The organism is Flavobacterium panici, assembly GCF_903819335.1.
Lineage (GTDB): Bacteria > Bacteroidota > Bacteroidia > Flavobacteriales > Flavobacteriaceae > Flavobacterium > Flavobacterium panici.
In genome coordinates, this window is sequence record NZ_CAIJDE010000044.1 from 304,386 (window position 1) to 328,691 (window position 24,306).

At 35.3% G+C, this 24,306-nt stretch carries 15 protein-coding genes; 2 read left to right on the top strand and 13 right to left on the bottom strand.

All coding sequences use genetic code 11. The annotated features are described in order from the left end of the window. Positions 1-719: 719 nt before the first annotated feature. The gene (gene rocD, locus FLAPXU55_RS13875; protein WP_180858418.1) at positions 720-1,973 is read left to right on the top strand and encodes an ornithine--oxo-acid transaminase; all 1,254 of its coding nucleotides are present in this window, start codon (positions 720-722) and stop codon (positions 1,971-1,973) included. 176 nt (positions 1,974-2,149) lie between these two features. Beyond that, the gene (locus tag FLAPXU55_RS13880; RefSeq protein WP_053471688.1) at positions 2,150-2,602 is read left to right on the top strand and encodes a DUF1810 domain-containing protein; all 453 of its coding nucleotides are present in this window, start codon (positions 2,150-2,152) and stop codon (positions 2,600-2,602) included. Positions 2,603-2,808: 206 nt separating this feature from the next. Here FLAPXU55_RS13880 and FLAPXU55_RS13885 read toward each other — a convergent pair whose 3' ends face one another. From FLAPXU55_RS13885 to FLAPXU55_RS13945, 13 genes are all read right to left on the bottom strand, one after another. Next, positions 2,809-4,203, bottom strand: coding sequence for a RagB/SusD family nutrient uptake outer membrane protein (locus tag FLAPXU55_RS13885; protein ID WP_053471687.1), 1,395 nt, complete (start codon positions 4,201-4,203; stop codon positions 2,809-2,811). 10 nt (positions 4,204-4,213) lie between these two features. Further along, complete coding sequence (locus tag FLAPXU55_RS13890) at positions 4,214-7,192, bottom strand: SusC/RagA family TonB-linked outer membrane protein (RefSeq protein ID WP_180858420.1); 2,979 nt, start codon at positions 7,190-7,192, stop codon at positions 4,214-4,216. A gap of 342 nt (positions 7,193-7,534) precedes the next feature. After that, positions 7,535-9,466: a family 2A encapsulin nanocompartment cargo protein cysteine desulfurase gene (locus tag FLAPXU55_RS24185; RefSeq protein ID WP_180858422.1), complete on the bottom strand. Its 1,932-nt coding sequence runs from the start codon at positions 9,464-9,466 to the stop codon at positions 7,535-7,537. Then, positions 9,450-10,370 (bottom strand): family 2A encapsulin nanocompartment shell protein, encoded by a 921-nt coding sequence (locus FLAPXU55_RS13900; protein WP_053471684.1) that lies wholly within the window; start codon positions 10,368-10,370, stop codon positions 9,450-9,452. The genes FLAPXU55_RS24185 and FLAPXU55_RS13900 overlap by 17 nt, the downstream gene beginning before the upstream one ends. Positions 10,371-10,475: 105 nt before the next feature. After that, on the bottom strand, positions 10,476-11,396 hold the full coding sequence (cysK, locus tag FLAPXU55_RS13905) for a cysteine synthase A (protein WP_180858424.1): 921 nt from the start codon (positions 11,394-11,396) through the stop codon (positions 10,476-10,478). A 208-nt stretch (positions 11,397-11,604) separates the two neighbouring features. Next, positions 11,605-12,429, bottom strand: a complete 825-nt coding sequence (gene epsC, locus FLAPXU55_RS13910; protein ID WP_053471682.1) for a serine O-acetyltransferase EpsC — start codon at positions 12,427-12,429, stop codon at positions 11,605-11,607. Positions 12,430-12,460: 31 nt separating this feature from the next. After that, the gene (locus FLAPXU55_RS13915; protein ID WP_180858426.1) at positions 12,461-14,116 is read right to left on the bottom strand and encodes an arylsulfatase; all 1,656 of its coding nucleotides are present in this window, start codon (positions 14,114-14,116) and stop codon (positions 12,461-12,463) included. 723 nt (positions 14,117-14,839) lie between these two features. Next, complete coding sequence (locus FLAPXU55_RS13920) at positions 14,840-16,099, bottom strand: YeiH family protein (protein WP_180858428.1); 1,260 nt, start codon at positions 16,097-16,099, stop codon at positions 14,840-14,842. Between the two features lie 115 nt (positions 16,100-16,214). After that, positions 16,215-17,828 carry a sulfatase-like hydrolase/transferase gene (locus tag FLAPXU55_RS13925; RefSeq protein WP_180858430.1) on the bottom strand — a complete coding sequence of 538 codons (1,614 nt, stop codon included), beginning with the start codon at positions 17,826-17,828 and terminating at the stop codon, positions 16,215-16,217. A 382-nt stretch (positions 17,829-18,210) separates the two neighbouring features. After that, complete coding sequence (locus FLAPXU55_RS13930; protein WP_180858432.1) at positions 18,211-18,918, bottom strand: thioredoxin domain-containing protein; 708 nt, start codon at positions 18,916-18,918, stop codon at positions 18,211-18,213. An 89-nt stretch (positions 18,919-19,007) separates the two neighbouring features. Then, positions 19,008-20,075, bottom strand: coding sequence for a sterol desaturase family protein (locus tag FLAPXU55_RS13935; protein WP_180858434.1), 1,068 nt, complete (start codon positions 20,073-20,075; stop codon positions 19,008-19,010). A gap of 291 nt (positions 20,076-20,366) precedes the next feature. Beyond that, entirely contained in the window at positions 20,367-22,289 is a 1,923-nt protein-coding gene (locus FLAPXU55_RS13940; protein WP_180858436.1) for an arylsulfatase, read from the bottom strand. A gap of 60 nt (positions 22,290-22,349) precedes the next feature. Then, entirely contained in the window at positions 22,350-24,245 is a 1,896-nt protein-coding gene (locus FLAPXU55_RS13945; protein ID WP_180858438.1) for an arylsulfatase, read from the bottom strand. Between the last annotated feature and the right edge of the window lie 61 nt (positions 24,246-24,306).

Genomic DNA, 24,306 nt, shown 5'->3' on the forward strand with positions numbered 1-24,306 from the left:
ATTTTTCCAAATATTGTTTAAAAATAAATACGTTTTTTCAGATGTCCCGATAGGACATTTTACGGTAATTAAATCATTTTTTTCTACCGATCCGCAACTCCTAACGGAGTTAAACCCCTATACGTTTTGTTTTTAGAATATTATGAATTCGTGTTTTATTATATAGTCCCTATGGGACATTTAGCGTGATCAAATTCTTTTTTTTTCTACCGATCTGTAACTCCTACCGGAGTTAAGTTGCTAAACGTTTTATTTTTTAAATATTTTGTTTGAAATAAATTCGTGTTTTACTGTATAGTCTCTACGGGACATTTTACCGTTATCTTATTCTTTTTTCTACCGATATTTAACTCCTAACGGAGTTACGTTGCTATTGATTTAATTTCTAATAATCATATCATGGATTATTGATGATATTACCGTTTCATGATATTTATCCATTATTTCAAAAATATCTCGTAGAGATAAAATATCGGTAGCATTAAATATAGCGCCCCCAACAAATTGTCCCGTAGGGACAAAACTATATAGCCATAAAAGTAGCCATTTTTTTTAATAAAAGATTATAAAGTCAAAATTTCTAAAAATTAAATTTGATTCTGTATTGTTTTAAAAACTGCTGTTTTGACTTTTTAATTGCTATTATGAAGTCAAAATATACTTTTTAGGCTTGTAGATTTGAAAAATTTATTACTTTTGCTTTTTTAAAGTTAAATATCATGACACATACAGAAAACACCCTTTCGTCAAAATCAGAAATTTTGATTGAAAAAGAGAATAAATACGGAGCTCATAATTATCATCCGCTTCCTGTGGTTTTAGAAAGAGGAGAAGGCGTTTATGTATGGGATGTTGACGGAAAAAAATACTACGATTTTTTATCGGCTTATTCTGCAGTAAACCAAGGACACTGCCATCCTAAAATTGTAAAAGCAATGGTTGATCAGGCACAGACTTTAACACTGACTTCTCGTGCTTTTTACAATGATAAATTAGGAAATTACGAAGAATATATCACGAAGTATTTTGGTTTTGATAAAGTACTGCCAATGAATACGGGTGCAGAAGCTGTTGAAACAGCTTTGAAAGTATGTAGAAAATGGGCGTATGAAGTAAAAGGAATTCCAGAAAACCAAGCGCAGGTAATTGTTTGCGAGAACAATTTTCACGGAAGAACCACTACAATCATTTCATTTTCAAATGACGAAACGGCTCGTAAAAACTTTGGGCCATTTACTGATGGATTCATAAAAATTGAATATGATAATCTTGAAGCTCTTGAAAAAGCTTTAGATTCATCAAAAAATATAGCGGGATTTTTAGTGGAACCAATTCAGGGTGAAGCTGGAGTTTATGTTCCGTCAGAAGGTTATTTGGCGAAAGCAAAAGCGTTATGCGAAAAACATAATGTTTTATTTATTGCCGATGAAGTTCAAACCGGAATTGCACGTACGGGAAAATTATTAGCGGTTCATCACGAAAATGTACAGCCGGATATTTTGATTTTAGGTAAAGCAATTTCTGGCGGTGTTTATCCGGTTTCGGCAGTTTTGTGTAATAACGAAATCATGAATGTTATTAAACCGGGTCAGCACGGATCTACTTTTGGTGGAAATCCTATTGCGGCGGCGGTTGCGATTGCGGCTCTTGAAGTGGTGAAAGAAGAAAAACTGGCTGAAAACGCAGAACGTTTAGGTGTTATTTTAAGAAAAGGCTTAAACGAAATTGCGGAGAGAAATAACTTAATTACGCTTGTTCGTGGAAAAGGTCTTTTGAATGCAATTGTGATTAATAGCGGTGAAGATTCTGATTTAGCCTGGGAAATCTGCCTGAAATTTAGAGACAACGGGTTATTGGCAAAACCAACTCACGGAAATAAAATTAGATTTGCTCCGCCATTAGTTATGACTGAAGATCAAATTAAAGAATGTCTTGAAATTATTGAGAAATCTTTGAATGAATTTAAATTATAAAAGGTTACAATTTGTTATTAATGAAAGCTGCATTTATGATGCAGCTTTTTTTATGAGGTATAAATTATATAACAACAGACGAAAATTATGTAATTTAAAAATTAACTTCCTGAGTAGTTTTGACTGTAGAATTTAAGACGGCAAATATTTGTTGAACCTTTATAAATTTATTACAGATGGCTTACGCAAATAATGATTTAACGCGCTTTTTGGATGCACAAAATAAACTTTACCTAACTGCTTATTCTGAATTGAAAAAAGGTAAAAAAGAAACACACTGGATGTGGTTCATTTTTCCGCAGATAAAAGGATTAGGAAAAAGTGATATTGCTAAATATTACGCCATTGCTGATCTTGAAGAAGCACAAGCTTATTTGAATCATCCAATTTTAGCTAAACATTTGGTTGAGATTGCACAGCTTCTTTTAAACTTTAAGACCAAATCTATTGAAACTATTTTGGGAGATTTGGATGCACGTAAATTGCGTTCGTCTTTGAGTTTGTTTTCGCAAGTAGAAAATGCAAACCCAATATTTCAGGAACTTTTAGATACTTTTTATTCGGGGCATTTAGATCCGGTTACCTTGACAATTGCTCAGGAATTAATGAAAGTACCAGCTGAAGCATAATTGGGATGATTATTGATTAAAAATTACCTTTTATATATTACTTAGAATCTGTTATTAAATGAAAAAGCCATTCTGTGGGGAGAATGGCTTTTTTGGTTTATTACATAAGTGTTTGTACTAAAATTATATATCTAAAATGAGAAATGTTCTTAAATAAAAAAACCATTCGTGAAAACGAATGTTTTTTTTATTTAAGAAACCTTCAATTAAATTCTATACCCGGGATTTTGAGTGATTTTTTTGTTAGCATCTGTTTCTTTTAACGGAATTGGGAATACTAATTTATCAGCATCATAAGTTAATAATAACGGATCTCCATCTGGGGTTTCTGTCAAAATGGAACGTTTGGTTCTTTTAATATCGTGAATTAAAAATCCTTCCATTCCAAGTTCTAATTCTCTTTCTAATAAAATATCATCGATTGTAACTGTTGCCAAATCATCAGCATGAGCTCTTTCTCTGATAATATTAATATCATCAACAGGAGTATTCCCAATTGCAGTTCCTTCTTCAAAATTTCCTTCTGCTCTAATTAAATACATTTCTGCCAGACGAATAATTCCAACATTGGCAAACTGATCAGTAAATTTAGAAGTTAAAATTCTGCCATTATCTTCATTTTCATAGATAAACTCAGCTCTGTCATCAGGATCACTGAATTTTTCCAGATAAGCATCACGAATAGAAAAATCTCCGCCTCGTCCTCCGTTACCTTCAGATGCATAAAAAGTTACAGCATCGTTTACACCCGTTTGTTTGGTAATTTGAATTGAGAAAACATCTTCAGCCTGATCTGTATCATGATTAAAAGCAGCTGCGTAATTTTGTGACAATGCATGTCCGCTGTTTTCAATAACGTCATTTGCCGCATCTCTGGCTAAATCGTATCTGCCTTGTTGTAAATACACTCTTGCTAATAAAGCTTGTGCAGCATATTTATCGGCATAAAAACCATTATCTTCCGGTAAGTTTGTATAAGCAAGATTTAAACCGTCTATAATAACTTTATAAACTTCTTCAACCGTGCTTCTTTCTTTTGATAAATCTACGCTAAAGTCGTAAATAGCATTTGGTCTTATTACAACTCCTAGCTGATTATTTGTCTGACCCGTTTCATAAGGTTTTGCGAAAAAACGAACCAAATCAAAATAAGCCAATGATCTTAAAAAATTAGCTTCGCCAATCATAACAGCTTGTCTGTCCGGATCTTTTACTTTGTCGATATTTTCGATAACCGTGTTTGATGCGTTTATAATTTCATATAATCTCGCATATGTGCCTTCGATAATTACGTTATCAGACAACATGTTTTTACTATACATTTGTCTTAATTCTCCAAAAGTACCACGCCATCTTAAATCGGTTGTGCTTAAAACTCCTGTTACACCAAGTAAGTCTGCGTAAAGTAAAACCCTTCCGCCATAAGCATTTCCATTTGCTGCCAGAGCGTAAGTTCCGGTTAGTACATTTGTTACTCCGGTTTCGGTACTTAATGTTGTATTAGCGTCTTCTCTCTGTTTAGGTTCTATGTCTAATTCATTTTCGCAGCTTGTAAAAAACGCAGCGAAAAATATAAATAGGATTAGTTTATTTGCTTTCATCTTTTTCTTTTTAAAAATTAAAGTTTACACCAATTGCTGTTGTTCTCGCCGGAGGTGCTGAATAAAAATCTTCTCCAATTCCGCTGTCATCTCTTCTTGCTTCAGGATCATTTCCTTCGTAGTTTGTAAAGGTTAATAAGTTAACAGCCGTAAAATAAACTCTTAAACTGCTCATTCCTAAATCTTTCAAAACATCTTTAGGAAGTGTATATCCTAAAGTTAAATTTCTTAAACGAACAAAATCGGCTTTGTCAAGGTAACGAGAAGAATCTTGTGTACCATTTGAGCCTCCAAATCTGGCTTGAGGTACATCTGTAATATCACCAGGATTCTGCCATCTGTTTAACTGATCAGCTGTTTGGTTGTCAAAATAATCAGCCGCAGTTGATTGATAAATTCCTGCTGAATTATAAATACTCGCGCCCCATTCTCCCTGAAATGTAAAGGTAAAATCAAAACCTTTGTAAAGAATTGTGTTTGTTAAACCAGACATTAAAGTAGGGAAAGGGTTTCCTGCAATAATACGTTCTGCTTCACTATAATTTCTTGTTGTAGTACGGTCGCGTGTACCATCGGCTTTTTTAGTGTTTTTGTAAAATAAAGCATCTCCATTGTCAGGGTCAACTCCTGCATATTCAACTAAATAGAAAGATGAAATGTTTTCTCCAACTCTGTTTATATTGTATCCAACTATAATGTCTCTGTTATCGTTTGGAAGCGATTTAACCTTTGATTCATTTGTTGTCAAATTAAAACTCGTATTCCATTTAAAGTTTTCTGTATCAATATTTTTAGTGTTGATAGTAAGTTCAAAACCATTACTTCTTATTTTTCCAATATTTTTATTGATAGAAGCCGCTCCGGAACTTATTGGTAACGGAACTTCAAATAATAATCCGTCAGTATCTTTTTGGTAATAATCTGCTTCGATTGAAAATCGGTCTATAAAACCAATTTCAACACCAAAATCTGTTTGAGCTGATTTTTCCCAAGTCAAATCATCATTTCCAGGCTGATCAAATGTAAGACCTGATTTTAAGTTATAAGGATTTGGTCTGTAAAGCTGACGAGAAGCAAAATTCCCGATTTCAGCATTTCCTAATTTACCCCAGCTTCCTTTTATTTTTAAGTTGGAAATAGCTTTACTATCCTTTAAAAACTCTTCTTGCGAAATAACCCATCCGGCAGAGAAGGCTGGAAAAACTCCAAATCGTTCATTTTTTCCAAAACGAGATGAACCATCACGACGAATACTCGCTTTTAAAAGATATTTATTCTGGAAAGAATAATTCAATCTTCCAAATTGAGAAACAAACGCATAATCCGTTTCATTTCCGTGACCTTCATTTACTTCAGCTCCACCGTCAACAGTTTGAAAATCATCGCTTGAGAAATAAATACTGTTTACATCCTGATATCTTCTGTTGTATTTGTTGAATTCCATACCAGCTACAACGTTAAAAGTATGTTTTTCTGCAAATGTTTTATCAAATGTAAAATAGTTACTCGAAACATAATTTTCTGTATTTACAGAAGTCGCAAATACAGCTCCGTCTGTGGCCATAAAAGGAGCGTTTTTACCTTGCCAGTAATCTTCTGTTTGTGATAAAAGATCGTATGAGAAATCAGAATTAAATTTTAATGAATTAAGGATTCTAAATTCAGCAAAAAGTTTACCTGTAAGTCTGCGCATAATCGTTTTCCAGAACGTATTATCTTTTGCTAAAAGGTAGTTTGAATATTCTGTATTAGGGTTTGCACTTCCGTCTTCTAATCTTGCAGGCGAAATTGGCGCCTGAGCAACAGATTGAAGTGGAGAAGAAAATGAATTATCATCCTGAACCCTGTGAATTAAAGATCTCGAAAAACCAAGGTTCATTCCTAAAGTTAAACGATCTGTAACTTTATGTGATACGTTTGTTCTCGCTGTAAATCTTTCTAAAGTATTACTGTCAACAATACCAGTTGTATTATTGTATGCACCAGAAAAGAAATACTTTGTTTTTTCATCTCCTCCAGAAGCAGAAAAATCAGCATCTGTAGTATAACCTGTTCTTAAAGCAATATCCTGCCAGTTTGTATCGACTTCACCATTTCTCCAGTCCGTTCCCTGAGATAGATATTCTAACTCATCTTCAACAGATTCTAAGTCGTTAACGTTTCTTCCGGCTTCCTGCAATAATTCAACGTATTGTTTTGCATTAAGCCATTTTCTTTTATGGGTAGCCTCACTAACTCCTTGCGAAAGGTTTACCGTAAAAGTTCCTTTTCCTTCACGGCCTTTTTTAGTAGTAATTAAAACAACTCCGTTTGCTCCACGTGCACCATAAATTGCTGCCGAAGACGCATCTTTTAAAACGTCTATAGATTCAATTTCATTAGTACTTAAAGTCAATAACGGGTTGGTTGGCGCACCGTTGCTTGATTCATCATCATTAATTAACGGAATTCCGTCAAGAACATACAAAGGCTGCGTGCCTGCACTAATACTCGCCGCACCACGCACACGAATATTAATACCTCCGTCGACCTTACCGTTTGTCTGTGTAATTTGAACTCCGGCCAGTTTACCTACCAAAGCATTTTGTACGTTTGAAACCGGAATCTGCTGGATATCTTTTGCAGTTACACGCGCGATATTATCCGTTAGATTTCTTTTCGATTGTGTTCCGTAACCTACAACAACTACGGTTTCAAGTTCATTTTGAACTTCATCGAGTTGGATTGTAATATTATTAGAAGCAGGAACTTCTACAGTTTTATAACTTACATAAGTTACAACCAATATTTCGCCTTTTTTAGCGGCGATTTTAAAAAGACCGTCAAAATCAGTTTGAGCACTGATATTTTTTCCCTGTACTACAATATTTGCTCCGGGAATTGGCAGGCCTTTTTTATCTGTTACTTTTCCGGAAATTGATTCTTGTGCTGCAGCTATTTGTACAAATAGTAAAAACAACCACAAGCAATGTTTTAATTTAATTTTCATATTCATTTCGTTTAAATTAGTCTCTCAAATATCCTAATTTAATGTTAATTTTTAGCGATAATTTAACACTAAAAATAACAATTACAACCAGTTTTGTGATATTGATAACTTTTCTATACGTGTTTGTTGGTTTTTGATGAAAATTGTTTGATTTTTTGATAAAAATGTAAGGCAGAATAATTTCGTTAAAAAAAGTACTGTTTTTTTATCGCCAAAAAGCGTAGTTTTAATAAAAAAAGCGACTGTTATAAAACAATCGCTTTCAGGGTATAATTACTTAAAATATCAAAAAAAGCAATTATCTTTTTGAGAGAATGTATCAATTGCATTCTCTCTATTTTTTTAGAATCTAACTTTTTTAAGTTCCCAAATGGTTTTAATAAAAGTATCGACATCTTCGGTTGTATTATAAAATGCTAATGAAGGACGAACTGTTGTTTCGACTCCCATTCGGCGTAAAATAGGCTGTGCACAATGATGTCCGGTTCTTACAGCAACACCTTCTTTATTTAAAGCTTGTCCAACCTGATCGTTTGAATAACCTTGTAAATTAAAAGACAATACACTTGCTTTATCTTTTGCAGTTCCAATTAATCGTACACCCGGAATTTCTTTTAAAAGTCTTGTGGCATATTCTAACAAATAATGCTCGTATTGACCAATAGCTTCAATTCCTAATTTGGTTACATAATCAATTGCGGCACCAAGGCCAATGGCATCGGCGATATTTCCTGTTCCGGCTTCAAAACGATTCGGTGCTTTGTGGTATTTTATTTCCTCAAAAGTTACGTCCTGAATCATATTTCCGCCAGATTGATACGGCTGCATTTCGTTTAGTAAATCTTCTTTTCCGTATAATGCTCCAATTCCCGTTGGACCAAATAATTTATGTCCTGAGAAAACCAGCCAATCCGGATTTAAATGCTGCAAATCAACTTTCATGTGCGAAACCGATTGTGCGCCGTCGATCAAAACTTTTGCTCCGGCAGCGTGTGCCATTTCCACTATTTTTTTCGCCGGAGTTACCGTTCCCAATGCATTTGAAACTTGTGTAAAAGCAACCAAACGTGTTTTAGAATTCAGCAGTTTTGCATATTCATCCAGCAGAATCTGACCGTCGTCGTCAACAGGAATTACCCTTAATTTCAAGCCTTTTTTATCAGCAAGACGTTTCCACGGAACGATATTCGCATGATGTTCCAGATTACTCACAATAATTTCATCTCCCGAATTTAAATTCTGTTCGCCCCAAGTCGAAGCTACCAGATTTATTCCTTCTGTTGCGCCTCTCACAAAAACAATTTCGTTTACAGAAGAAGCATTTAAAAAAGCTTTTACTTTTTCACGAGCCGCTTCATAAGCATCAGATGCGCGGGCAGCTAATTCATGTGCCGCACGATGAATATTTGAATTTTCATGTTCATAGAAATACGCAATTCGATCAATTACCGATTGTGGTTTCTGAGTTGTTGCCGCATTATCAAACCAAACTAATGGCTTTCCGTTTACGGTTTCTCTTAAAATCGGAAAATCCTTTTTTACCAATGCAGCATCAAAATTATGTCCTTTAAAAAGATTGATTTCTTTATGTTCGAATGAATTTCCAACAATGATATCTGTACTTCTTTTATCAAAAGCAAAAGGATTCTGATCTAAAAAATAGTATGAATTTGCTACTTCATTTCCGTTTAACGGAAAATCTTCACGTTTCTTAAACTGTGTATCAACCGATGCCAAAGCAGCCTGTAATTCGATCTCAAAAGAAGAATTCTCTGTTTGAAATGGCAAATATTGATGGTTCAATGAAAACCCCGAAAAAAGACTTTCTTCATTAAGTTGTGGAGATTTTCCGTTTTTCAAATTAATATCATGAAATCCGGTATGCGGATCATTGATATTTAAATCATGGTTTTCCTGAACTCCTGAAGATGAATTTCTGTTTTGCGGATCAAAGCCTGCTCCGGCATTTGGGTACAAAGCTGAAGCTCCATTTCCGTAATTTATTACAGATGGAGAAGCTCCAAATCCGCTAAATGCAGGTGGCGCAGGCGGTGTACTCGACGGACTTACTACTGGAAACTGACCAAACTGATCAACATTTCCGGCGTGCAAAATCGTTTCTGCAATCTTTGTCGCACGAGGATGTTCGGCTTTATCCGGACTTAATGAGATTTCTTTTGGAAATTCATTCGGTAAAGCTTTAAACAACTCGTTTGCTAAATTTTGCAAATCGTCGATGTTTGGTAAACCGTTGTTGTTAATATTTGTACTCATGATACTTTCCTATTTCTACATCTTCTAAAACAGCAATAGCATCATCTACCAAAATAGCCAAAGAACAATAAAGAGATACTAAATAAGAAGCAATGGCTCTTTCGTTAATCCCCATAAAACGAACTGATAATCCAGGAGATTGTTCGCCTTGTAATCCCGGCTGAATTAATCCGATAACGCCCTGACGGCTTTCACCTGTTCTTAAAAGAATAATTTTTGATTTTCCTTTTACGATTGGTAATTTATCAGATGGAATAAGCGGAATTCCTCTCCATGTTAAAAATTGTGATCCAAATAAAGAAGTTGTTGGGGGCGGAACTCCACGACGTGTACATTCGCGTCCAAAAGCTGCAATTGCTAAAGGATGTAAAAGAAAAAAACCTGGTTCTTTCCACACTTTTGTCAACAATTCATCTAAATCATCCGGAGTTGGTGCGCCCGTTCTTGTTTTTATAATTTGAGAAGGAGCAACGTTGCTTAATAATCCATAATCTTTATTATTGATTAATTCGCTTTCCTGACGTTCTTTAATAGTTTCGATAGCTAAACGAAGCTGTTCTGAAATCTGGTTGTATGGTTTGCTGTATAAATCAGAAACACGCGTATGTACATCAACAATTGTTTGTACGGCAGCCAGATTGTATTCTCTCGGATTTTCGATATAATCAACGAAAGTATTTGGTAAAACTCTTTCATCGCGTGCCGAACAATCTACTTCGATATGATTGGCATTTTTTACTTTATTCAAACGAAATACACCCGATTCTACCGGAACCCAATGTAGTAAATGCGTTAACCAGCGTGGAGTAATAGTTCCAATTTGAGGAACGGTACGAGTTGCAATTGCTAACTGTCTTGCAGCAACATCGCCTAATGCGGTCTGTTGTTTTTCTAATTCTGCCATAGTTTTAAGGTTTTTCGGTTAATTATTTTATTTTTATTCAATTCTAAGATTTATTTCTTAAAATTACGGGTTTTATTTTATTGTAAGATTTTGATTTGTTGTTTTTTAGGAGAAAAAATCGAATAATTCTTCAACAGAAAGATAACGTTCTCCGGTGTCATAATTAAAAGTCAGGATTACGGCATCTTCGGGAATATTTTTCAGTTTTTTAGAAACGGCAGCTAATGCAGCTCCGGTCGAAATTCCTCCAAAAATCCCTTCTTCCTTGGTTAATTTTTTTGCGAATGAAAAAGCGTCATTTTTTTCGATAGTAACAATTTCATCAATATATTCTCTGTTAAAAACTTCGGGAATAAATCCGGCACCAATTCCCTGTAATGGGTGAGGAGCAGGAATTCCACCACTTAAAACGGGAGAAAGTGCTGGCTCAACGGCAATCGTTTTTAAATTGGGAAAATGCTGTTTTAATATTTTAGAAACTCCGGTAATGTGACCGCCTGTTCCAACGCCGGTAATTAGATAATCAATTCCGTCCGGGAAATCGGCTAGGATTTCCTGTGCCGTTGTTCTTTCATGAACCGCAACATTTGCAGGATTTGTAAATTGCGAAGGCAGAAAAGAGTTTTTAATTGTTGAAGCCAGTTCATTTGCTTTTTCAACCGCGCCAGAAGTTCCTTTTTCTCTCGGCGTCAAAACATATTCAGCACCATACGCTTCAATAATTTTTCGGCGTTCCACGCTCATCGATTCCGGCATTACAATAATTACTTTGTAACCTTTTACGGCTGCCACAAGCGAAAGTCCAATTCCGGTATTTCCGGATGTTGGTTCAATAATAATTGAATCAGGATTTAAAAGTCCTTTTTTCTCCGCATCTTCAATCATTGCCAGCGCAATTCTGTCTTTGATACTCGATCCCGGATTTGCTTTTTCTAATTTAATCCATACCTCGTGGGTTTTAAAAAGCTTGTTGAGCTTGATGTGCGGCGTATTGCCAATGGTTTCTAAAATGTTCTGATATTTCATGTGTTTGATATTTTTATGCTTCAATTATTGAGTAATTTAAACACTTTTTTGTCATTCCGAGGAACGAGGAATCGCACTAGTAATTCCGCAAACAAAATCGCCAATCTTTGTAGATATCCGAGTGCGATTCCTCGTTCCTCGGAATGACAAACTTTGTGTTTTGACAAAGTTTACAAGACGGTTTATGTGTTAAAAAATTATACTCAATTTAAATAGAATAAAAAATGGGTTCGGGAAAAGGATTATTGTCCTTAACCTTCATCTCATTTTTATGGTAAACAACCGAATTGGAAGGCACAGAATACGTCAGCCATACATTTCCTCCAATAATAGAATCTCTGCCTACAGTTGTTTGTCCGCCAAGAATTGTGCTGTTGGCGTAAATAATAACGTTGTCTTCAATTGTAGGATGCCTTTTGATAAAAGCTTCCTCTTTTTTAACGCTCAAAGCACCAAGCGTAACGCCTTGATAAATTTGAACATTATTGCCAATAATTGTGGTTTCGCCAATAACGATTCCGGTGCCGTGATCAATCGCAAAATCATTTCCTATTTTGGCACCCGGATGAATTTCTATGCTGGTTTTAATATGCGCGTATTCTGAAATTGTTCTGGCTAATAATTTTAAATCCTGCTTCCAAAGCTGATGAGAAAATCGATAAACGGCAATAGCGAAAAAACCTGGATACGAATATAATACTTCTTCTAAAGATTTGGCTGCAGGATCTTTTGCAAAAATAGTTTGAGCGTCATTCAACGCTTTTTTATGTAAATAGGGCAGGGCTTCAAAAAAGGTTTCCGTCTGCCTTTTGGTATTTTGATTTTTAGGAGCAAAGTCTAAAACAAGCTCGTCAAATTGTTTTTCTAATCCATCAAATTTATTTTCAATAATCGCCACAATACCGTAGGATTTTGAAGTATTCGAAAACAAAATCGAAAACAATTCATCTATAAACTGATGGATTAATTTCTTTTCAGGAAGTATTAATAATTCCTGATGCTGTCTTGCAATTTCCTGATAAAATGAATTCATATTGATTTAATTTTATGGTTAGAAAATAATTTTATTTTTTTAACGCCGCACCGCCTGGCATTGTTTCTGGTTTTAGTTTGAATTTGCTGTATTCAACCACTCCGGTTTTGTCAGCCCATTCAAAATAAGAAGCCGAAAGGTTGTTTACAATTCCCGGGTTTTGCTGAGCGACATTTGTCGTTTCGCCTCGGTCTTTTTCAAGATCGTATAATTCCCATTCGTAAGAAGGATAAATGGAAACCAATTTCCATTTTCCGTCGCGAACAGCTCTGTTTCCTGCTCTTTCCCAAAATAATGGTGCGCCTCTATCGACCTGTGAAACATTATTAAATAAAACAGGCAACAAACTTTTTCCAACCAAAGCGTTTGTCGTCACACCATTATATTCTTTTGGGTAATCTATTCCGGCTAGTTCATAGAAAGTAGGAGCGAGGTCAATAATATGTCCGGTTCCTTTTTCGATTCTGCCTGCTTTTATTTTGGATGGAAACCAAGCAATAAACGGAGAACTGAAACCGCCTTCGTGCATATTATTTTTATATTGCTGCAATGGTGTATTCGATAAATAAGCCCAGTTTTGTTCCTGATAGTCAAATGAACCCGAAGTTCCAACTGGTCCATCATTTCGAACCAAGCCTCTTCCAAGCGGATTATAGGTATTAAATCCGCCCTGAGCGCCATTGTCTGAAATGAAAACAATCAACGTGTTTTTGTCTTTTTTAAGCGCTTTTAATTTGTCCAGAACTTTGCCAACGTTTTGATCCATATTGTCGACCATTGCGGCGTATACTTCCATTTTAGCTTTCCAGAATTGTTTTTCGTCGTAGCTTAACTTATTCCATTCCGGAACTTCAGGATCTCTTGGCGATATAGTTTGATCGGCAGGTAAAATCCCGCTGGCTTTTAGTTTCTGGATTCTCTTTTCTCTTAAAACATCCCAGCCTTCATCAAATTTCCCTCTGTATTTGGCAATATCAACAGGTTTTGCCTGCAGCGGCCAGTGTGGCGCCGTAAAAGCCAGATATAAAAAGAAAGGTTTATTTTCTTTGTTTTGCTCATCAAGGAAAGTGACGGCATTATTTCCTATTTCATCTGTAAAATAATACGAATCGTCTTTTGGATGTAATTCTTCATTATTGCGGATTAATTTTACCGGATATGGTGTTTTTCCAAACGGAAGTGGTTTTGTATCAAAATAATTCGATGCTCCTTTTAAGATTCCGTAAAACTTATCAAAACCTCTTTGATTTGGCCATTGCGCCTGATCTTCAGAACCTACGTGCCATTTTCCCGATAAAAGCGTGCTGTAACCACCAGAACGGAAAACTTCTCCCAATGTCAAAGATTCTTTATTTAAATAACCCTGATAAGCCGGTAAACCTAAATTAACATCAAAAAATCCAACTCCGGCTTTATGCTGATATTGTCCGGTTAGGAGGGAAGCGCGTGTTGGCGCACAAATTGAGTTATTGTAAAATTCGCGTAAGCGTAAACCTTCTGTAGCTAGCTTATCGAGATTTGGTGTTTTAATTTCGGAACCATAATTTCCTAAATCTGAATACCCCATATCGTCAACCAAAATCAAAATAATATTGGGTTTTGATTCTGTTTGAGCATGTAACTCGTGAGAAGTTACAACTCCGGTTAAGAGAATAGAAAAAAGAAGTTTTGTAATTTTTGTATTCATTGCAATGTACTTTTTGTCGTTTGTTTTTTTGTTTTTGTAAGTGATAAATGTTCTTAAAATCAGGTCATTTCTGTTGCCGCAGAAATGACCTTTGGTAATCAAAAAGAATGTTAGTTTGTCGTCTCTATTTTCATTTTTGATTTAGTATAACGTGATATCTTCTGAGGCAAAAGCATCAAAGGAATATTTCAATAAAATTTGGGAATAAACACAGTTCGATTTATAGTTTCCGTTTTTAATTTTAAACCGATTCAAAGCGAACGTATAAGGAAGAATTAACAGCAGCTGCACATATAACAAGAGGTGTTATAAGTGTTTTTTTTACGAAGAATGGGATACGTATTATTGACTGTTGTTTTCAAAATGTAAGTTTTTAATTTTAAATTCTACTAATTCTATAGACAAAGTTATATTTAATATTGTAATATCCAAATTAATCTTTGCTTTTTTTGAAAAAAAGATGTGATATAATGGGGTGCAGGTATGTTTTAAAAAGGTAATTGATTGATTTTTAATTGATTGATTTTTTGTGTGAAAATAAAAAAATAGCTTAGTCATTGCGAGGAACGAAGCAACCACACTAACAATAAGACACAAAGTTTGATTTAGCAAATGAGATTGCTTCGTTCCTCGCAATGACATACTAAATGGGTTTGCCACGAATTACACAAATTTCCACAAATTTAATTCGTGATAATTCGTGCAATTCGTGGCGAAAAAAATTTAACTAAAAAGCAAAAACGCAATAATCAACGTAACAATCACATTGAATAATTGTGCAATTAAAAAAGCATACAATGGCTTACGGCTGTTATTACTCAGTAAATCTTTAAAATTAGTTTCTAAACCTATGCTTGTAAAAGCTAATGCAAACCAAATTCCCTGCAGGTTTTTTAAACTGTCTTTTACGCCGTCTCTGGTTTCGGGAGAAATTAAAAAGGAAAAGATTAAAGAAGCACCGATAAAACCAATTACGAATTTTGGAAAACGTTCCCAAATCACTTTTAAAGTTGGTTTTGATTCTGCAGCTTCTGAAGTAGTATTATGCGAATACGTCCAATAAACGGAAATGGCAAAAGCAGCTAATCCTAACAAAACGTTTTGAGAGAATTTTACAATTGTGCTGATTTTTAAAGCCGTTTCGCCAACTAAAGTTCCAGATGCTACAACGGCTCCAGATGTGTCAATACTTCCGCCAAGCCAGGCTCCGGTTACTTCTTCAGGGAAATTGAAATATTTGGCAATAATCGGCATGAAAATCATCATGGGAATTGCAGTTACCAAAACAATCGAAATGACATACGATAATTTCTTTGAATCGCCTTTTATGGCACCCGAAGTTGCAATGGCTGCAGAAACACCACAGATAGAAACGGCACTCGAAATCATCATCGTTAATTCGTCGTCGACTTTTAATTTTCGGCAAAGCCAAAAGGCAAAATACCAGACGGATATCACAACAACCAATGCCTGAATTAAGCCTAATGAACCTGCCTTTAATATATCTGAAAAAATTACTCCGGTTCCCAATAATACCAATCCGATTTTTACAAAGACTTCTGTAGAAAGCGATGAACGAAACCATTCCGGAAGTTTGAAGAAATTCCCAATTGCTAAACCAATTATCAAACTGAAAATTACGGCTTCTAAATTGATAGATTTTATGGCTGAATTTCCCGCAAGAATAAGTGCAATCAAGGTTAAAAGATAAACTATCGGAAAAGTAAATAGAAAATATTTTACGGATCTTCCAATTAAAAATGCTCCGATTGTGCCAATTGAAATGAGATATAAAAACTGAATTAAAAGGATTTTAAGGTTTGCTAAATCAAATACTTTCGTAAATAAATCTGTAGTATTTGACCAGCCGAAAACAGGAACTTCGGGAAGAAATATAAAAAGGGAAATCCCGATGATTATAAATCCTAAAATTACGACTGTCCAGTCTTCGTGTATGTTAAATTGTTTAGGTTGAGTTGACATTTATTTTTTGATTTCCTGCAAGGTTTTCAAAACCTTGTAGGTATTAGTTAGTGATATAGTATTTAAAATGAAAGACCTACAAGGTTTTGGAAACCTTGCAGGACTGTTGTAATTGTTATAAATCAACAAAGTATTTTTGTTTACCAAAGTCGAATTCATAATAAGTCAAATTAGGCCAAAGTGGTTTGATTAAACCTTTTTCCCAGATTTGTAAAGCAGTTTGTAATTCTTTTACTTTTTCAGGATTTTTTGTCGCCAGATCTGTAGTTTCAGATTTGTCTTTTGATAAATCATACAACCATTTTTCATGCGTTTTTCCGCTGATGATTAATTTCCAGTCACCGCTTCTGATGGCTTTTGCATCGCCTGAACGCCAGTATAAATCTTTGTGTGCTTCTTTATTGTTATTGACAACATCAACTAAATCAATTCCGTCATAAACTCGGTCTTTTGGTAAACCAGAATGAGTAACGGCTGCAATTGTGCTAAAAATATCCAATGAACTTACCGGAGTTTTATAAACAGTATGCGGTTTGATTTTTCCCTTCCACGAAAGTACAAACGGAACATTTATACCGCCTTCAAAATGAGAAAATTTCCCGCCTTTTAATGGCGCATTTGTTGTTGCAAAAGTATAATCGGCACCACCGTTGTCGCTGATAAAAAAGATTAAAGTGTTTTCTTCTAAACCTTCTTTTTTAACTTTTTCCCTAATTCTTCCAACGGCATCGTCAAGTGCGCTGATCATTGCAAAATAGACACGTTTGTTTTCGTCTTTTACATTCGGGAAACGATCGTAATATTTTTTGCGAACCTGAAATGGCGTATGCGGAGCATTAAACGGAACATACAATAAAAATGGTTTGTTTTTATTTTTGTCGATAAAAGTTTCTGCTTCATCTGCAAAAGTTTCGGTTAGATATTTTTTATCTTTTATGATAGTGGTATCGCGGCGAATTTGTCCAATTCCAACGCGGCCATTCCCCCAAATCATTTTATCAGTAAAATCTTTATGATGGTGGTTGATGATATCCGGATTATCATCTTCCGGCGTGTAAAGAGAGAAAGCCTGATAAAATCCGTAATGATAATCGAAACCTCTGTCTAAAGGAAAAAATCCTTTGTTATGACCCAAATGCCATTTTCCTATTATTGCAGTATTATAACCTTGTTTTTTAGCTAAATCAGCAAACGTAATTTCAGATTTTGGTAATCCCTGCGTTGCGATTGAAGCTTCGTTTGGGTAATTTATTTTATCATTTAATCGCCAGCTGTTCGTGTTGATTAAATATTTGAATGCATAATATTCTAAATTGTTTTTTGGATAACGATCTCCCGGCTGATATTCATGCCCGAAACGTTCCTGATAACGTCCGGTTAATAATCCCGCACGCGAAGGCGAACAAATCGATGCTGAAACATATCCATCGGTAAAAGTTACTCCAGAAGCTGCAAGCGAATCAATTTGTGGTGTTGGCGTTGATTTTCCTCCGTAAAGAGAAATATCATATTTGCCTAAATCATCGGCAACGAGAATTATAATGTTTGGCTTTTTTTCTGAATTTGTATCTTTTTGAGACAGAAATGCTGTTTTTCCTTCGGCTAGTTTTTCATCTGCTTTAATTAATGTTCCGTCTGTATTTATGGGCCATAATAAGAATGCTGCGAGGATAAGGAGTACTATTAAAATGGGTAGAATAATTTTTGTTATTTTTTTATAGTTTGCCATTATGGTTGGTTATATTTTGTTTTTGAATTAGGGTATATTTCATAATCTTTGTCATTTCGACGAAGGAGAAATCTTCGCAAGAAACTCTACAGAGATTGGATTTTCGTTGCGGAGTTACTCGTGGAGATTTCTCCTTCGTCGAAATGACAAACTGTGTGGGTTTCGTTACGGAATCACTAGTGCGATTTCTCGTTCCTCGAAATGACAAGCTATGTGAAGTCCGTTGTACGAAAATTCAATCTTTGTAGAGTTTCTAGCGCGGGCTTCGACTTCGCTCAGCCTGACATTCGACTTCGCTCAGCCTGACACGATTGTAGCGAACTTTGTCAAAGTTTGAAACTTTGACAAAGTTTTCATGTATTTTAAGAATGATGATTTGAATTTATTTCGAAGCTAAAGCCACATCAACATCATTTTTCAAATCGCCTAAACCGTCTTTTTTGAAAACGATTTTACCATTTTGATATAAGATCAAAGTAGGGAAGACCTTTACCGTTTTTAAATCGGCGATTACTTGCGGGCTGGTTTCTAACTCGATTTCTACGATTTTTAAATTTTCTCCGTATTGCGCTCTAATGGTTTCCAGAACTGGTTTTACTTTTATACACGCACCGCAATATTTAGAACCAATGTCTACCAAAACGGTTTTATTATCAGCAACGATTTTGTTGTATTCTGCTAAAGTCAGTTTGCTTTTAGAATTGGCATAAAAAGGTTTTCCGTTTCCAATCCAGTTGGCAATTCCGCCTTCTAAACTGTAGGCTTCTTTGAAACCTTTTTTTAATAAATCGTCTGCTAACCAAACGCTTCTTCCGGCTCCAATTGAGTACGTAAAAACAGGTCTTGATTTGTCTAATTTTGCAACTTGTTCAGCATAATCTTTTGACTCTAAATTGAAGTTTACTGCGCCGTTAATATGGTTTAAAGCAAATTCTTCTGCACCGCGGGCATCAATTATCTGTGGTTTTTTTTCAGCCTGAATTTTGCTGTAATAAACATCTAATGAAACTGTAGTTGTGCTTTTATTTTGCGAAAAACCTACTATTGTAAACAGCAGAATTAGTGTGGTAATATTTATTTTATTTTTCATGATGGAAAGGTTTTGATAAAAGCTGGCAGCGTATTCAAGGTTAATTTGAATACACTGCCGTACTTTATATTTTTTATTGCTTTTTAAAATTAAGCTTGCTCTAAAACCGGAGTTTGTTCAACAGTTTCTGCTGCTTTTTCTACAGGTTTTGCTTTTAATGGAAATGCCAATACGCCTTCGGCAAGAGAACTTCCTTCTTTTTTAGATTTGAATATTGGCCATAAAAATTGTGCGTACCATTCTTCTTGTTTGTATGATTTTGTTCCGTAAGATTCCGGGAATTTACGAGTGATTAATCCAGTTCCGAAAATCATGTCCCAAATGAAAAACATGTTTCCAAAGTTTCCTTTAAAATGTCCAACACCGTCGCCGCTTGTATCTGCGTGATGTGCGTGGTGTGTTGCCGGAGTAGAAATTAATCTTTCTAAAACCCATGCAATTGGATGTAAAACTCTGTATTTGTAAAATGGTTTGTCCCATGCAATGCTTGAATGCGCGCCTAAAGTGATGAAACTTTTAATTACCAAAACAAATAAAGCCGGTAATCCTAAACCTAAATAAGTTAAAGTTGCAGTCAAATAAATTTGAGAAAAGAAAACCGTGTAAATAAAGTTTTGTCTTGAAGCCATCGCCATTCCCATATATGGAGCAGAGTGGTGTGTTCTGTGAAAACGCCATAAAAATGGTACTTGATGGTGTAATCTGTGGTACCAGTATTGTGTTAAATCATCGGCAATTGCGATTAGGAAAAATCCTCCCCAAAACGGAACCCATGAAAGTGTGTTAGCTAAATTTGGTAATAAATAAGGTAAAGCTGTTAAGCTGAAAAATGCAATTACTGGAGGTAAAAGTAATTTTGGAGCTAAGAAACAAACGATATCTACTTTACGTTCTTCGCCTGTCCATTCGTCATCATATAAACCTGCCGCAAATTCTATAATTCCCAAAACTACCATGAAAACGGTTAATCCCCACGTGCGGATGTTTTCAAATGCTGGTTTTGCGAATTCTAAAAATGAAGGAAGTGCAATATGCGATTCGCTTACCGCTCCGCCTGTTAATTTAAAATACAGGAAAATTGCCGCTACTGGCAAGCTGTAAATTAATAAACTGATACTTAAATCTCTTGTTAGTTTTTCTTTTTGAACTATTGCCATGATTTCTTATTTTAAAAATTGATTAATTAATGCTAATCCTCCAGCTAAAATTACCAGCGGAACTAAAAATACAATTGCCCCAACGACAATTTTTTTTCCTATGATTTCATAATCTACTCGTTTCATATCTTTTTGAATTTTAATATGTTAATGTAAAAATAAATAATTTAACTTCTAATTCTATGGATATAGTCGAGTTTTATTTTTTATTTTTTCACTAATTTGTTAGAATCTTCTGTTTTTATTGATAAACCTACAAGGTTTTGAAAACCTTGCAGGTTGTGAAAATGATTATTTTGCAGTTTCAGTATCTGCAGGTTTAGTTACTTGCTTCACTAAATCTTGCAAAGTTTTACCTTTATCTGCTCCTGTATTGTGGATTCTTCTGTTGTAAACATCCTGCCAGTCAATCAATGGGTAAACATTGTTTTCTTTTGCCTGCTCATCAAATAATTTTTGAAGTTCAGCTAACTTTTCAGGATATTTTTTAGCCAGATTGTTACGTTCGTTAAAATCTTCATTTAAGTTATATAACTCCCAAACATCAGTATCAAAATTGCTTGCAACAGGTTTTTCGTTTTTACCTAAAGATTGTTTTACAGCAAATGAATCTGGTAAATGTGCCGCAGCTGCTTTCCATCCGTCTTTATAAATAGCTCTGTTTCCAAAGATATAGTAGTACTGAACTTTGTGCAATGACTCAGCTTTTGGATTGTCTAAAGAAGCCTGGAAAGAAGATCCCTGAATAATATCTTGTTTAATTCCTTTGATATATTCCGGCGCTTTGATTCCGGCAATTTCTAAAGTTGTTGGCAATAAATCTGTTACGTGGCTGTATTGATTTCTGATTCCGCCTTTCTCTTTAATTCCATTTGGGTAAAAAACAATTAACGGGTTACGCGTTCCACCTTCAGAATGTGCATCTTGTTTCCAGTTTTTAAAAGGAACATTTGTTGCCTGCGCCCATCCTAAAGGATAGTTTGTATTTAAACCTTTTGCAGTTCCAATTTCTCCAATATTGTTTAAATTACTTTGAAGATTTTCTGCTTCTGTTTTTCCTTGAGAGAATAAACTTTGGTTGATTGTTCCTTGTAAAGTTCCTTCTTTACTTGCTCCGTTATCGCCAATAGCAACAAAAATCAAAGTGTTGTCAAGCTGGCCGCTTTCTTTTAGATAATTTACCACTCTTCCAACTTCAGCATCAGTATAAGTCAGGAATCCGGCGTAAGCTTCCATGAACCTTGCGTATACTTTCTTTTCATCCGGAGTTAATTTTTTCCAATCTGTAATAAGTGCATTACGCTCTGGTAATACCGCATTAGCAGGAACAACGCCTAATTTCTTTTGGTTTGCTAATACTTTTTCACGATACACATCATAACCTTCGTCAAATTTTCCTTTGTAAGGCTCTATCCATTTTTCAGCAACCTGATGAGGTGCGTGAACAGCTCCCGGCGCATAGTATAAAAAGAATGGTTTTCCAGGTGCCGCTTTTTGTTGTTTTTGAATGTAGCTGATTGCTTTATCTGTAATTAATTCATTTAAGTGACGTCCGTCTGGTTTCACATGCGCCTGATCTTCCACTAAATCAGGATTGTATTGATCTGTTTGAGAACCAAGGAATCCGTAGAAATGATCGAAACCTTTTCCGGTTGGCCATCTGTCAAATGGTCCTGCATCTGTAGCATCTTCATCTGGAGTTACCCCATATTTACCAACTGCAAAAGTGTTGTATCCGTTTTCACGTAAAATCTCTGCAATTGTTCCTTTATCAGAAGGAATTCTTCCGTCCCAGCCAGGAAAACCAGCCGATAAAATAGTGTGTGAAAATCCGCTTTCGTGCACTCTTCCAGAATTTCTTCCCGTTAATAATGCAGCACGCGTTGGCGCACAAATTGCGGTTGTATGAAAGTTGGTATAACGTAAACCATTATTAGCCAGATTTTCAAAAGTTGGAGTTTGGATTAAACCTCCAAAAGCACTTGCAGCTCCAAATCCAACATCATCTAATAAAATCCAGACAATATTTGGTGCACCTTTTGGCGCTTTTACAGGATCTGGCCAATATTCTTTTGAATCGGCTAATGTTTTACCAATTGTTCCTTTGAACTCTTGAGTATCTTGTGCAAAGCCAAACTGTACAGCCAGCAATGCCGTAATCAAAAAACCTTTTCCGGAACTTTTGATTTTTGAGTTAATTTCAAATTTTTTCATTATTTCTTTTTTTAATATTTATTTATCTATGGATTTAGTAGAATTTTTAAGTAAATTTTTTTACTTGTTTGCTTTGGTTAATAATTCCTGAGCAGATTTTCCTTCGGTAGACGGCGTTTTGTGTATTTTTCTTAGGTAAACATCCTGCCAGTCTATTAAAGGATATAAATTGTTTTTCTTGGCTTGCTGATCGAAAAGTTTTTTTAATTCGGCTACTTTTTCAGGGTATTTTTTAGCTAAATCTTTTCTTTCGTTAAAATCTTCGTTGATGTTGTATAGTTCCCAAACATCTTTGTCAAAATCACTTGGAGGAAGATTTACTTTATTATTCAAAGCTTCTTTTACTTCAATTGAATTGGGATGATGTGCGGCGGCTGCTTTCCAACCGTCATTATAAATGGCTCTTGATCCAAAGATGTAATAATGTTGAATTTTATGTAAGGAAACGGCTTTTGCATCATTCAAGGAATTGTAAAATGAATATCCCTGAATAGTGTCTTGTTTAACTTCTCTGATAGATTCCGGTGCTTTTACGCCCAAAATATCAAGAGTTGTTGGTAAAATATCAATTACGTGACTGTATTGCGTTCTGATTCCCGGAGTTTTGATTGCCTTTGGATAATAAACAATCAAGGGATTATGTGTTCCTCCTTCAGAATTGGCATCTTGTTTCCAATATTTGAAAGGCGTATTAGTTGCCTGAGCCCAACCCAAAGGATAATTGGTGTATGTTTGAGCTGTTCCAATTTCGCCAATTCTATTTAAGTTATTTTGGAATACTTTTTCTTCTGTATCACCATTTACATAGGTTTGTCTGTCTACAGCTCCTTGAAGTGTTCCTTCTTTACTGGCTCCATTATCGCCAATCAAAACAAAAACAACAGTATTTTCAAGTTGATTGCTTTCTTTTAAATAAGTAATCAATCTTCCAATTTCATAATCGGTATACGTCAAATATCCGGCATAAACTTCCATGAATTTTGAATATACTTTCTTTTGATCCGGCGTTAATTTTTTCCAGTCTGCAATCAGTGAATTGCGTTCCGGTAAAACAGCATCAGCAGGAATAACGCCAAGTTTCTTTTGATTAGCTAGTGTTTTTTCGCGATAAGCATCCCAACCATCATCAAATTTTCCTTTATACGGATCGCTCCATTTTTGAGCTACCTGATGAGGTGCATGAACGGCTGCGGGAGAATAGTATAAAAAGAATGGTTTTCCCGGCGCTGCTTTTTGTTGTTTCTGAATATAACTAATTGCTTTATCGGTAATTTGTTCGCTAAGATGTCTTCCGTCAGGCGTAATATGAGCTTGATCTTCAATTAAATCAGGTTTATACTGATCTGTTGCAGAACCTAAAAAGCCGTAGAAATGTTCAAATCCTTTTCCGGTTGGCCAGTGATCAAACGGTCCGGCATCTGTTGCTTCTTCGTCAGGCGTTATCCCATATTTACCTACGCCAAAAGTATTGTATCCTTTGTCACGTAAAATCTCAGCAACGGTTCCATTTTTAGAAGGTAATCTTCCGTCCCAACCCGGAAATCCAGCCGACATAATCGTGTGTGAGAATCCTCCAACGTGTACTTTATGCGAATTACTTCCGGTTAATAAAGCAGAGCGGGTAGGAGCGCAAATTGCCGTTGTATGAAAATTGGTATATCGCAATCCGTTGTTGGCTAAACTTTCTAAAACCGGAGTTTCGATTTGACCTCCAAAAGCGCTTGAAGCGCCATAACCTACATCGTCCAGAATAATCCAAACGACATTTGGGGAACCTTTAGGAGGCGTGACCGGTTCAGGCCAATATTCTTTGGATTCGGCTAAGGTTTTGCCAATAACTCCTTTAAATTCTTCTGGTTTTGTTTGCGCAAAACTCAATTGTGCAAGAAGCAATACAGTAATCAAAAGCCCTTTTTGCGGACTTTTGATTGCAATGTTATTTTTAAACTTTTTCATTAGATTAAATTTTTAGTTATTTAATTCGTAATCACTGTTTAACTCTGCTATTTTGACTCGT